This window comes from Rhizobium sp. L9, from assembly GCF_002531885.1.
Taxonomy (GTDB): Bacteria; Pseudomonadota; Alphaproteobacteria; order Rhizobiales; family Rhizobiaceae; genus Rhizobium.
The window spans coordinates 83,949-96,998 of sequence record NZ_NWSZ01000023.1 but is presented as its reverse complement, the minus strand read 5'-3'; the positions used below and the strand labels follow the sequence as shown (position 1 = coordinate 96,998).

General features: G+C 63.4%; 8 protein-coding genes. 6 read left to right on the top strand and 2 right to left on the bottom strand.

Annotated features, from left to right (window positions below; translation table 11 throughout):
* Positions 1-286: 286 nt before the first annotated feature.
* Together CO660_RS22410 and CO660_RS22405 are read right to left on the bottom strand one after the other, a co-directional pair.
* Complete coding sequence (locus CO660_RS22410; protein WP_097600556.1) at positions 287-1,960, bottom strand: response regulator; 1,674 nt, start codon at positions 1,958-1,960, stop codon at positions 287-289.
* A gap of 10 nt (positions 1,961-1,970) precedes the next feature.
* Positions 1,971-8,270, bottom strand: a complete 6,300-nt coding sequence (locus CO660_RS22405) for a HAMP domain-containing protein (protein WP_097600555.1) — start codon at positions 8,268-8,270, stop codon at positions 1,971-1,973.
* Between the two features lie 168 nt (positions 8,271-8,438).
* On the opposite strand from CO660_RS22405, the gene CO660_RS22400 reads away from it, so the two are divergent.
* The 6 genes from CO660_RS22400 to CO660_RS22375 all read left to right on the top strand — a co-directional run bounded on the left by CO660_RS22400 (position 8,439) and on the right by CO660_RS22375 (position 13,047).
* Entirely contained in the window at positions 8,439-8,891 is a 453-nt protein-coding gene (locus tag CO660_RS22400) for a hypothetical protein (RefSeq protein WP_097600554.1), read from the top strand.
* 27 nt (positions 8,892-8,918) lie between these two features.
* Positions 8,919-9,200 carry a hypothetical protein gene (locus CO660_RS22395; protein ID WP_085781684.1) on the top strand — a complete coding sequence of 94 codons (282 nt, stop codon included), beginning with the start codon at positions 8,919-8,921 and terminating at the stop codon, positions 9,198-9,200.
* Positions 9,201-9,202: 2 nt separating this feature from the next.
* Complete coding sequence (locus CO660_RS22390) at positions 9,203-10,084, top strand: alpha/beta hydrolase (RefSeq protein WP_097600553.1); 882 nt, start codon at positions 9,203-9,205, stop codon at positions 10,082-10,084.
* Between the two features lie 142 nt (positions 10,085-10,226).
* Positions 10,227-11,252, top strand: coding sequence for an ABC transporter substrate-binding protein (locus tag CO660_RS22385; protein ID WP_097600552.1), 1,026 nt, complete (start codon positions 10,227-10,229; stop codon positions 11,250-11,252).
* Positions 11,249-12,289, top strand: a complete 1,041-nt coding sequence (locus CO660_RS22380) for an iron chelate uptake ABC transporter family permease subunit (protein ID WP_097600551.1) — start codon at positions 11,249-11,251, stop codon at positions 12,287-12,289. Before CO660_RS22385 ends, CO660_RS22380 begins: the two co-directional genes overlap by 4 nt.
* Positions 12,286-13,047 (top strand): ABC transporter ATP-binding protein, encoded by a 762-nt coding sequence (locus CO660_RS22375; RefSeq protein ID WP_097600550.1) that lies wholly within the window; start codon positions 12,286-12,288, stop codon positions 13,045-13,047. The genes CO660_RS22380 and CO660_RS22375 overlap by 4 nt, the downstream gene beginning before the upstream one ends.
* Positions 13,048-13,050 lie beyond the last annotated feature (3 nt).

Sequence of the window (13,050 nt, the reverse complement as noted above, 5' to 3'; positions counted from 1 at the left end):
GGTGAGTGAGGATGGGTTTGAGTAACTTTCAGCAGAGCGAAAAGTTTCGCCGGGGTAGAGTACGCGCGACGAGATCTCATCAGCGGGCGGCGCAAATCCGAATTGGTCGCGGCGTGTTCATGCTGGTTCACGCGGACGAAGAGCAGTTTTCCATGTTAACCGCGGGCCTCATGGGCGGCATCCGCGGGCACGGCAGCCGATTCCTCCGCCACTCAGGCTGGTGACTTAGGGGTGAATGAAGAAACGTCGATTATGCAGCATCCCCCAACGGCTGCCGCTTCGATCATCATGCCGCTGCGACCTTGTCTCTCAGCGCCTCGTCCATGGCCGCCTGGAGCTGCTCCTGCGTGAACGGCTTCGCCATCCTGAGCATCCGGCCGAGCCCCTGATCCTCGGCAAGCTCGACATAGCCGGAAGCGAGGATAACGGGCAGGTTGGGGAAGGCTGAACGAAGATGGCGTGCGAGCTCGGCGCCCGTCATGCCCGGCATGGCATGATCGGTGATGACGAGATCACACTCCTGTCCGCCGGCGAGGAATTCCAAAGCTTGGGTAGCGGAAGCCGCTTCCCGCGGCAGGTGCCCGAGGTCCTCCAGCATTGCCACGGTTCCGGTCCTGACGAGTGCATCGTCGTCGACGACGAGGATGGCAAGCGATCGCGAGACCGGATTCAGGGGTTCCGCGGTCGCAGGCACGACTGCCGGCTGCGCCTTGGCAATGCTCTGCGCGACCGGCAGCCAGAGCGAAACGGTCGTGCCCTTGCCTCTCGTGCTCGAAATCTGGATCGAACCGCCCGATTGCGCTGCCAGGCCGTGCACCATCGACAGGCCGAGCCCGGTGCCCTTGCCGATCCCCTTCGTGGTGAAGAATGGCTCGGCAGCGCGCAGAACCGTCGCTTCGTCCATTCCCTCGCCATCGTCCGACACCGATATCCTGATGTAATTTCCACCGGCAAGACCGGCCGGCCGGGTCTCCTCCGCCGCAGCCGCGACGGTCACCGCACCGCCGCTTTCGAGCGCATCCCGCGCATTGACGAACAAGTTGAGCAGCGCCAGTTCCAGCTGATTGCTGTCCACCAGCAGCGGCTCCAGATCCGCAGGGATGCGCTTTCGGATTTCGACGCGCGGTCCGACCGCCTTGGCGAGCAGATCCTCGACGTTTTCGAACAGGCGGAGGAAATCGACCGCCTGCGGCTTCAGCTCCTGTCGGCGAGCGAAGGCAAGCAGGCGCTGGGTGAGCGCCGTACCGCGTTCGGCCGCCTGGATGGCGTTCGTCACCAAACGTTCGCTGCGCTCATCCGCCGGAAGCCGCTTTTTCAGCAGGCTGAGGCTGCCGAGCACCGCCATCAGAAGGTTGTTGAAGTCGTGCGCCACGCCGCCTGTCAGGTGGCCGATCGTATCGAGCTTCTGTGCCTCGAAGAGCTGCGCCAGCGCCTCCTCGCGTTCGCGTGTCCTTTGGTCGATGCGGTGCTCCAGCTCCTCGTTCAGCTGACGCAGCTGCGCCGCCGACGCTTCGAGCTCAGCGGTGCGCTGATGCACCCTGGCCTCCAGTTCGGCGTTCAGACGTTCGAGTTCCCGCGTCTTCCTGTAGAGATCGGCAAAGACCCTGACCTTGGCCCGCAGCACCTCGGGCACGATCGGGACGGAGACGTAATCGACGGCGCCGACCGCATAGCCGCGCAGCCGGTCGGGTTCGGCCAGCATCACGGCGGAGACGAAGATGATCGGTGTGTTCTGATAGCGCGGGTGCTGCCGGATCATGCTGACCAGTTCGAAGCCGTCCTGCTCGGGCATGCAGACGTCGACGAGGATCACGGCAATTTCCGTGCGCAGCAGGTGCTCGAAGGCTTCGCGCGCCGATTGCGCCTTGATCAGATTTTCCTCGAGCTCTTCGAGAATGACCTCGTAGCTCAGGAGTTTGGCGGGCTGGTCGTCGACGAGGAGGATGTTGACGGGGTTCATGGCCGGATCCTCAGCGGTGCAGCCACATACGCAGAGCCGACAGGAGCTGCTCGGTGTTGACGGGCTTTGCCAGGTAGTCCGACGCGCCCGCTTCCAGGCATTTCTCCCGGTCACCCTTCATCGCCTTAGCCGTCAGCGCCAGGATCGGCAGCCGTCGGAAGCGGGGCTCCGACCGGATCACCTGCATCGTCTCGTAACCGTCCATCCCGGGCATCATGATATCCATCAGCACGATCGCCACCGAGGGCTCGGTGTTGATGACCTCGATTGCCTCGCTACCCGTCGTCGCGGTCAGCACCTTCATGCCGCGACGTTCGAGCACGCTGCTCAGCGCAAAGATGTTGCGGGCATCATCGTCGACGAGCAACACGGTCTCGCCGACGAGATCCTCGTCCGAGCTGTGCAACTCCTGCAGCGTCGCCTGCTTTGCCGCCGGCAGGTCGGCGACCACCCGGTGCAGGAACAACGCCGTCTCGTCGAGCAGGCGCTCGGGCGACTCCACGCCCTTCACCACGACGCTGCGCGCCATGCTGTGCAGCGTGGCGTCTTCCTCGGGCGAAAGCTCCCGGCCGGTGAACACGACGACCGGGACTTCGGCGATCTCGGCGTCGTCGCGGATCTGCTCGAGCACTTCGAAGCCGGACATGTCAGGCAGCGTGAGGTCGAGCACGACGCAGTCGGCCGAGCCCTGCCGGAGAACCGTGAGCGCCTCAGACCCGGAGCCGACGCTTGTTATGTCGATGTCATCGTGCCCAAGAAGGGCGGTGACGCTCATGCGCTCGGCTTCGTTGTCTTCCACCAGCAGCAGCTGTTTGCGGCGCGGCTCGGCATAAGCCTTCAGCCGCGACAGCGCCTTGCCGAGACCTTCCGGTGTTGTCGGCTTGCTCATGAAGGCGAAGGCGCCGCGAGTCAGCCCGTGCTGGCGATCCTCGTCGAGGCTGATGATCTGCACCGGAATGTGTCGCGTCTGCGAATTCTGCTTGAGCTGGCTCAGCACCGTCCAGCCGAGCATGTCGGGCAGGAAGATGTCGAGCGAAATCGCCGACGGCCTGTATTCCTGTGCAAGAACAAGCGCATCACTGCCGCGCATCGCGACCAACACCTTGAAACCGTTGTCGCGGGCGAGATCGACGAGGACGCGGGCATAATGCGCATCGTCTTCGACGACGAGCAGCACGGAGTCGCCGGGCTCGATCCGGTGGCGGTCGTCCGCGACATGTTCGGCGGGTTTCTCAGCCCGGCGGGCAGCCGCCTCGGCGAATTCAACGACATTCGCCGCTGCCGGAGCCGACTTCGGCGCGACCGCGCCGGCGCCGACATAGGTGAGCGGCAGGTAAAGCACGAAGGTGCTGCCGACACCCGGCGTGCTGCGCAGCTGGATCTCGCCGCCGAGCAGGTTTGCCAGTTCGCGGCTGATGGCGAGCCCCAGGCCGGTGCCGCCATATTTGCGGCTGGTCGAGGCGTCCGCCTGCTGGAACGCCTCGAAGATGATGCGCTGCTTCTCAGGCGGAATGCCGATACCGGTATCGATCACTTCAAAGGCGATGACCGATGGCGCATGCCGGAGCGAGGGATGCTCCGGCGACCAGCCGCTCGCCGCCGAGGCGACGCGAAGTGTGATGCCGCCCTGCGCCGTGAATTTGAAGGCGTTCGACAGCAGGTTCTTGAGGATCTGCTGCAGCCGCTTCGAATCCGTAATGATGCTCTTCGTCACATCGGCGCCGACCTCGATAGCGAAGGACAGGTTGCGGTTTTCCGCCTCGTGCCGGAATGGCCGCGCCATCACTTCGAGCAGATTGCTGACAAAGATCTCCTCGGCGTCGACCGAGACCGTACCGGACTCGATCTTCGACAGATCAAGAATATCGCTGATGAGGTTAAGCAGATCGGTGCCGGCGCCGTGGATGGTCTTTGCGAATTCGACCTGCTTTGCCGAGAGGTTGCCGTCGGGGTTTTCGCCAAGCTGCTGGCCGAGGATAAGGATCGAATTCAACGGCGTGCGCAATTCATGCGACATGTTGGCGAGGAATTCGGATTTGTACTTCGAGGTGAGAGCAAGCTCCGTCGCCTTTTCCTCGAGCGCGCGGCGGGCCTGCTCGATTTCCTGGTTCTTCGCCTCGACTTCGACGTTGCGTTCCTCGAGCTGCTGCGCCTTCTGGCCGAGCTGCTCGTTGGTCTGTTGCAACTCGCGCTGCTGCGTCTGCAGTTCGGCCGCGAGCTGCTGCGACTGCTTGAGCAGGCCTTCGGTCTGCATGGTCGCTTCGATCGAGTTGAGAACGATGCCGATCGACGTCGTCAGCTGGTCGAGGAAGGAAAGCTGCAGCTCGGTGAATTCACCTGCAGAGGCAAGCTCGATCACCGCCTTCACCTGCCCCTCGAAATGCACCGGCAGGACGATCGCGCTTCGCGGCAGCGTCGTGAACACGCCCGAGCTGATCGGCACGACATTGTCGGGAAGATCGGTGACGAGGATGCGGCGGGCGTCGCTGGCGCATTGACCGACCAGGCCCTGACCGAAGTCGAGCCGCAGCGGATGCGCCGCTTCGACGCCCTGCGCATAGACCGAGAGCAGGGACAGGAACGGCTGCTCTTCGTCGGCGTCCACTTGGTAGATGACGCCCTGATGCGCGCCGACCAGCGGCGCCAGTTCCGAAAGCAGCATCTTGCCGACCAGCGTCAGGTCGCGCTGGCCCTGCAGCATGTTGGTGAAGCGCGCCAGATTTGTCTTCAGCCAGTCCTGCTCGGTGTTGCGCTCCGTCGTCAGGCGCAGGTTGTCGATCATCGTGTTGATGTTGTCCTTGAGCTCGGCCACTTCGCCGCGCGCATCGACCTTGATCGACCGCGTCAGGTCGCCCTTGGTGACGGCGGTGGCGACCTCGGCGATGGCACGCACCTGCGTCGTCAGATTGGCGGCAAGCAGGTTGACGTTGCCGGTCAGATCCTTCCACGTTCCCGCGGTACCGGGAACATTCGCCTGACCGCCGAGGCGGCCTTCGACGCCGACTTCGCGCGCCACCGTGGTCACCTGATCGGCGAAGGTCGCAAGCGTGTTGGTCATGTTGTTGATCGTCTCGGCAAGGGCTGCCACCTCGCCCTTCGAGGCGACGGTGAGGTTCTGCTTCAGGTCGCCGTTTGCGACCGCCGTCACCACCTTGACGATGCCGCGCACCTGTTCGGTGAGGTTGGCGGCCATGACGTTGACGGTGTCGGTCAGATCTTTCCAGGTGCCGGCGACGCCGGGCACCTGCGCCTGACCGCCGAGCTTGCCTTCGGTGCCGACTTCGCGGGCGACGCGTGTGACTTCGCCGGCGAAGGCGTTCAGCTGGTCCACCATCGTATTGATCGTGTTCTTCAGTTCGAGGATTTCCCCCTTCACGTCGACGGTGATCTTGCGCGACAGGTCGCCACGTGCCACGGCGGTCGTCACTTCGGCGATGTTGCGAACCTGCGTCGTCAGATTGGCGGCGAGCAGGTTGACGTTGTCGGTCAGGTCCTTCCAGGTGCCGGCGACGCCGGGAACGACTGCCTGGCCGCCCAGCCGGCCATCGGTGCCGACTTCGCGGGCGACACGCGTCACTTCGCCGGCGAAGGAGCGAAGCTGGTCGACCATAGTATTCAGCGTGTCCTTCAAGAGCAGGATCTCGCCGCGCACATCGACGGTGATCTTGCGCGACAGGTCGCCATTGGCGATCGCAGTCGCCACCTCGGCGATGTTTCGCACCTGCGCCGTCAGGTTGCCCGCCATGGAGTTGACACTGTCGGTCAGATCCTTCCAGGTGCCGGCAACACCTGGTACCTGCGCCTGGCCGCCGAGCTTGCCTTCGGTGCCGACTTCGCGGGCAACACGCGTGACTTCGCCGGCGAAAGCGTTCAGCTGGTCCACCATGGTATTGATGGTGTTCTTCAGCTCAAGGATTTCCCCCTTCACGTCGACAGTGATCTTGCGTGAGAGGTCGCCGCGCGCCACGGCGGTCGTGACTTCGGCGATGTTGCGCACCTGACCGGTGAGGTTCGAAGCCATGGAGTTGACGTTTTCGGTCAGATCCTTCCAGGTCCCGGCCACACCAGGCACCTGCGCCTGACCGCCGAGCTTGCCTTCGGTGCCGACCTCTCGGGCCACACGCGTCACCTCGGAGGCGAAGCGGTTCAGCTGATCCACCATGGTGTTCAGCGTTTCCTTGAGCTCGAGGATTTCGCCCGAGACCGACACCGTGATCTTCTTCGACAGGTCGCCATTGGCGATCGCCGTGGAGACTTCGGCGATGTTGCGCACCTGCGCCGTCAGGTTGCCGGCCATGGAATTGACGCTGTCGGTCAGGTCCTTCCAGGTGCCGGCCACGCCAAGCACGTTGGCCTGGCCGCCGAGCCGGCCTTCGGTGCCGACTTCACGTGCGACGCGCGTGACCTCGCCGGCAAAGCCGTTCAACTGGTCGACCATCGTATTGATGGTCTCTTTCAGTTCGAGGATCTCACCCGACACCGGAACGGTGATCTTCTTCGAAAGGTCGCCCTGGGCGACGGCAGTCGCGACTTCGGCGATATTGCGCACTTGGCCGGTCAGGTTGGAGGCCATGGAATTGACGCTGTCGGTCAGGTCCTTCCAGGTGCCGGCCACGCCGCGCACGTTCGCCTGGCCGCCGAGCCGGCCTTCCGTGCCGACTTCGCGCGCCACGCGCGTCACTTCCGAAGCGAAGGCGTTCAGCTGGTCGACCATCGTGTTGATGGTTTCCTTCAGTTCGAGAATTTCGCCCTTCACGTCGACGGTGATCTTCTTCGACAGGTCGCCATTGGCGATGGCTGTGGAGACTTCCGCGATATTACGCACCTGCGCCGTCAGGTTGCCGCCCATCGAGTTGACGTTTTCGGTCAGGTCCTTCCAGGTGCCGGCGACGCCACGTACGTTCGCCTGACCGCCGAGCCGGCCTTCCGTTCCCACTTCGCGGGCGACACGCGTCACTTCCGAGGCAAAGGCGTTCAGCTGATCGACCATCGTGTTGATGGTTTCCTTCAGCTCGAGGATTTCGCCCGAAACCGTCACCGTGATCTTCTTCGACAGGTCGCCATTGGCGATCGCAGTGGAAACTTCGGCGATGTTGCGCACCTGCGCCGTCAGATTCGAGGCCATCGAATTGACGTTGTCCGTCAGGTCCTTCCAGGTGCCGGCGACGCCCGGCACCTGCGCCTGACCGCCGAGGCGGCCTTCGGTGCCGACTTCACGCGCCACACGCGTCACCTCGCCGGCAAAGCCGTTCAACTGATCCACCATCGTGTTGATGGTTTCCTTGAGCTCCAGAATTTCACCCGAGACGTCGACGGTGATCTTGCGCGAGAGGTCGCCGCGCGCAACCGCCGTCGTCACCTGCGCGATGTTGCGCACCTGGGCGGTGAGGTTGCCGCACATCGCGTTGACCGAGTCGGTCAGGTCCTTCCAGGTGCCGGCGACGCCCGGCACCAGCGCTTGGCCGCCAAGCTTGCCTTCGGTTCCGACCTCACGGGCGACGCGCGTCACTTCGGAAGCGAAGGAGCGCAGCTGATCGACCATGGTGTTGATCGCTTCCTTCAGCTGCAGGATCTCGCCGCGCACGTCGACGGTAATCTTCTTGGAGAGGTCGCCGTTAGCGACCGCGATCGTCACCTCCGCGATGTTGCGCACCTGCGCCGTCAGGTTCGACGCCATCGAGTTGACGCTTTCGGTCAAGTCCTTCCAGACGCCCGTCACCTCGGGCACCTGCGCCTGGCCACCGAGCTTGCCGTCAGTGCCGACTTCGCGGGCAACGCGCGTCACCTCCGAGGTGAAGACGCTGAGCTGCTTGATCATCGTGTTGACGATATCGGCCGAGCGCAGGAATTCGCCCTTCAGCGCCCGCCCGTCGACATCGAGCGGCACGGTCTGCAAGAGATCGCCTTTGGCGACCGCGGTAATCGTGCGGGTGACCGCCGTGGTCGGCCACAGGAGATCGTCGATCAGGCCATTGATCGAGCCTTCCATTTCCGACCATGAACCATCCGACAGGCCGAAGCGCACCCTGGTACTTGTCCGCCCGTCGCGGCCGACGACCTGGCCGACATGTTCGAGCTGCCGGGCCATGCGCTGATTGGCGGCGATGATGTCGTTCAGCGCATCGGCGACTTTGCCGGTCACGCCGGTCAGGTCAGAGCGCATCCGCACGGAAAAGTCGCCGCGCCTGACCGCGACCAGCACTTCTAAAAGGGCGCTGGCATCGTCGTACGCCATGCTTTTGTGGTCGTACCCGTTGATGCTCTCAGCAGCAGCGTCGTCGCGCGAAAATTCACCGGTTTGCGTGCTCACGAAATCCCCCCTGTTCGACAGAGGGTAACTAGTGCTCGACTGGAAAAAGGCTATGGGTGTGCCGCAGGGTTGCAGAGGTTGGCCTAACCCAGTGTCGGCGGCCAAACTTTGCCGGCGTGGGAACAGTTTCCCGCTGGCCGTCGTTTCCGTCCTGACAAGGAGAACGACATGTCGAACGTCTCAAGGACAGGGAAAGACGAGATCAACAATGCGACCAGCCCGACGACCTTCGGCAGGTCGGTCGAGAGCCAAGCGCAGATGCAGGATGCCGCGGCGGAGGCATCGTCCGAAACCGGCGGCGAGGTGCTGAACATCTACCGGCTTGAGCCGATCGCCAAACCCGACGATCCCAGATGGGGGAATGCGCCCAATCACGGCGCCATCGTCGTCGCCGCCCGGACGCCGGGCGATGCCAGAATCGTTGCCGCGGCACGCGAGCTCGATTTCATGGAAGTCGATGCGGCGCCTGCCGAAGATGTCACCACGGCCAATGCCAGCGCCTTTCGTGACGACAAACTCTACACCGTGATCGAGATCGATCGGGACAGACGTGATATAAAGCGGGGTATCCTCGACGGCACGGTCTCGGTCGACACAATCCGGCCGGTCGAACAGGACTAGAAATCCTTTCTTCACCCGGGAGTTCTCATGAATACCGCCAATCTGCAGCTCAAGGGCCTGATCATGGCAATGGCCTCGATATGCGACGCGATCGTCGAAAAGGAATTGCTTACGCGCGCGGAAATCGATGCCGCGCTCTCGAAAGCCAAAAAGGCGATCGAGGAGGACGACGACCATGAGCTCTCCGGCGCCAACCTGGCGGCAATCCTATTTCCAATCCGTGTGCTGCAGCTTGCCGGCGAGGCCGGCAGCAAAGGCGAAGGGGCGACATTTTCGGATTATGCCAAGCTCGTGGGCAAGCTCAGCTGACCATGTTCCAAGGCTTTTCTCTCGATTCCGTCGACGTCGGACCGGGTTTGCTTCGCGTCCGACACGGCGGATCAGGACCAGCCGTTCTTCTCCTCCATGGCCATCCCAGGACGCATATGACCTGGGGGAAGGTGGCGGAGTTGCTGGCGCCCGACTACACGGTCGTCTGCCCCGACCTTCCCGGCTTCGGCCGCTCCTACCAGCCAGCCGATGCTCCCGACAGCAGCAACTCTTCGAAGCGCGCCAAGGCTGAAGCGCTGGTCGCGCTGATGCGGCGATTGGGGCACGAAAACTTCGCGGTGGTCGGCCACGACCGCGGAAGCCTGACTGCCTTCCGCATGGCGATGGACCATCCCGATCGCGTGCAGAAACTCGTCATCGCAGACGGCATCCCCGTGATCGAGCATCTCGAACGCGCCGACTGGAAATTTGCCCGGGATTGGTACCACTGGTTCTTCTTCGCTCAGCCGGAAAAGCCGGAGCGGGCGATCATGGCCGATCCCTTGGCATGGTACGACAAACTCTCGCCTGAACTGATGGGAAGGCCGGCCTATGACGACCTTATCGACATTATCCACGATCCAGCCGTGATCCACGGGATGATCGAGGATTACCGCGCCGGCCTCAGTATCGACCACCGCCACGACCGCGAGGACCGCGATACCGGCCGGAAAGTGATCTGCCCCATGCTGTGCCTCTGGTCGTTGCGCGACGATATGGAACAGATCTATGGCGATCCCGTCGCTATCTGGCGAAACTGGGCCGAGGACGTGCGCGGCTTCGGCATCGACAGCGGCCATCACGTGGCCGAGGAGAACCCACAAGCTCTCTCGCAGGCGATCCGGAAGTTTCTCGAAAACGATAGTGATAGTATCTGGACTTAGGACATGGTCTGGTAGGCGAGCTAACTGGACGCAGTGTCCAGCACCGTCGATTTTTGCGATAAGTTGATCCATTTGGTCTTGTTTTCCTGCGCCTCCTGTGGCTATACCCCCGCCCATAAACTCACGCACCGGGATTTCTACAGTGATCGGCTTTAAATCACTTCTGGCCGCCTGCGGCCTCTCCGCTCTGATCGGCCTTGCCGCGGCTCCGTCATTCGCCGGCTCGACCACCTACCCGCTGACGCTCGAAAACTGCGGCGCTGAGGTGACCTTCAAGAAGGCGCCCGAGCGGGCGATCGGGCTTGGCCAGAACAGCGCGGAAATCCTGCTGTTGCTCGGCCTTCAGGACAAGATGGTCGGCACCGCCTTCTGGCCGAGCAGGGTTCTGCCGCAGCTCGCCGAGGCAAATGCCAAGGTCAAGCTTCTCACCGTCGAAATGCCGACCTTCGAGTCGATGCTCGCGGAAAATCCCGATTTCGTGGCGGTGGCCTTGCCAAGCCTGGTCGGCCCCAACAGCAAGATCGCCAAGCGCGAGGATTTCGACAAGGTCGGCGTCTCAACCTACCTCTCGCCGAGCACCTGCCTCAGCACCAAGGAGGTCAAGGACCAGTACGGCAGCCGCCGCGAGTTGTGGAACATGGATCTTCTCTACAAGGAGATCGACGAACTCTCGCAGATTTTCGATGTCGCCGATCGGGGCCAGGCGCTGATCGCCGATTTCAAGGCGCGTGAAGCCAAGCTTCGCGGGAGCGTTGCCAGGGACGGCCAGAACCTGTCCTACGTCTTCTGGTTTTCCAGCCCCAGCCCGTCGGCCGACGCCTATGTTGGTGGTAAAAACAGCGCCTCCGGCTTCATCGCCGATCTGCTCGGCGGACATAATGCGATCACCGCCGACGCAGAATGGCCGACCGTCGGCTGGGAAGGCATCATCGCCTCCAACCCCGACGTCATCGTCGTCGCCAGCCTCGACCGCAACCGCTGGGAGCTCGACAAGCCGGAAGCCAAGATCAACTTCCTGAACTGCGATCCGGCCGTCAGCCAGATTCCGGCGGTCAGGAACAAGGCCCTCGTCGTGATGGATGGCCAGGCGATGAATCCGACCATCCGCACGATCTACGGCGCCGAGCAGGTGGCCGAACAGCTGAAGGCGCTCGGTCTCCTGAGGTGATCGACGCCGGCCGTCTCTTCCGGCAGCTGGGAGCAGTCATCGCACTGCTCCTGGCTTCCCTTTGCCTCATCGCTGTCGCCATCGGCGTCAGCGTCGGGATCGGCGACCTGCCGATCCCGCTTGCGACCACCTTCTCGGCCGTTACCAACCGGCTCGGCTGGACCGCTGTCGAGCTGAACCGCATCCATGAGACTGTCATCTGGGATTATCGCCTGAGCCGCGCGCTCGTCGCCGCCTTCTGCGGCGCGGGACTGGCGCTGTCTGGCGCCATCATGCAGTCGCTGCTGCGCAATCCGCTCGCCGAACCCTATGTGCTCGGCATTTCGGCCGGCGCCTCCACCGGTGCCGTTGCGATCGTCATTTTAGGCGTCGGCGCGGGCGCCGTATCGCTTTCGGCAGGCGCCTTCGCCGGCGCCTTCGCGGCCTTCTTCTTTGTGGCGCTGCTGTCGAACGGCACGCGCGGCGGCGCGGACCGCACCGTCCTTGCCGGTGTCGCCGCCTCGCAGCTCTTCAATGCTTCGACCTCCTATATCGTCACCACGTCGGCCAATGCGCAGCAGGCCCGCGACGTGATGTTCTGGCTGCTCGGCAGCTTCAGCGGCGTGCGCTGGCCGGAATTTGCGCTGGTCTCGATCGTCGTCGGCTTCGGCCTCGCCGCCTGCCTGCTCTACGCCCGCGTGCTCGACGCCTTCGCTTTCGGCGATGAGGCGGCATCCTCGCTCGGCGTCAATGTCAGCCGCGCCAGAATGGCGCTCTTCGCACTGACGGCGATGATGACGGCCACGATCGTTAGCATGGTGGGTTCGATCGGCTTCGTCGGCCTCGTCGTGCCGCATGTCGCCCGTTTCGTCGTCGGGCCGCTTCATATCCGTCTTCTGCCGGCCTGCGCCATATCAGGCGCAATCTTCATGGTGCTCGCCGACATCGCCGCGCGTGCCCTCATTCCCAACCAGATCCTGCCGATCGGCGTCGTCACGGCGCTGGTCGGCGTGCCCTTCTTCTCGATCATCCTCTACCGGTTCCAGCGCGCGTCATGAGCATCAAGGCCGACAACCTCACCTGGAAAATTGGCAGGAAGACCATTCTGGACGGCGTCTCCATGGAGGCGCAGCCCGGCCGGATGCTCGGCCTGCTCGGGCCGAACGGCTCGGGCAAGACCTCGCTGCTGCGGCTTCTCGCGGGCCTGAAGCGGCCGCATTCCGGCCGCGTCACACTCGACCGGAGCGATATCGGCACGATCAGCCGCCGCTCGATCGCCCGACGTATCGCCTTCGTCGAGCAGCACGCAACGACGAACGCCAATCTCAAGGTCGTCGACGTCGTCAAGCTCGGCCGTTTCCCGCACCGGTCGATGTTCTCCGGCTGGACGAAGGCCGACGAAGAGGCGGTCGAGGCAGCGCTCGCCCGCGCCGGCATGGCCGAAAAGCGCAACGATCGCTGGCAGAGCCTGTCGGGCGGCGAAAAGCAGCGCACCCACATCGCCAGGGCGCTTGCCCAGTCGCCGCAGGAACTCATCCTCGACGAACCGACAAACCATCTCGACATCCAGCACCAGATCGGCCTGATGCGGCTCGTTTCCGGCCTGCCGATCACCAGCATCGTCGCCCTGCACGATCTCAACCATGCCGCCATGTTCTGCGACGAGCTTGCTATCATGCAGCAGGGCAGGATCGTCGCGTCAGGCGCGCCAGAGGATGTGCTGAGCGAGACGCTGCTGCGCGAAGTCTTTTCGGTCGAAGCCCGCATCGAAGCCTCCCCCCATCATTCGCGCCCGCATATCCACTATCTCAGGTGAGAA

Bases quoted from the DNA above. Each gene is read 5' to 3' on its own strand.
- CO660_RS22375 (WP_097600550.1), top strand. From the start codon at position 12,286: ATGAGCATCAAGGCCGACAACCTCACCTGGAAAATTGGCAGGAAGACC.
- CO660_RS22390 (WP_097600553.1), top strand. From the start codon at position 9,203: ATGTTCCAAGGCTTTTCTCTCGATTCCGTCGACGTCGGACCGGGTTTG.
- CO660_RS22395 (WP_085781684.1), top strand. From the start codon at position 8,919: ATGAATACCGCCAATCTGCAGCTCAAGGGCCTGATCATGGCAATGGCC.
- CO660_RS22400 (WP_097600554.1), top strand. From the start codon at position 8,439: ATGTCGAACGTCTCAAGGACAGGGAAAGACGAGATCAACAATGCGACC.
- CO660_RS22410 (WP_097600556.1), bottom strand. From the start codon at position 1,960: ATGAACCCCGTCAACATCCTCCTCGTCGACGACCAGCCCGCCAAACTC.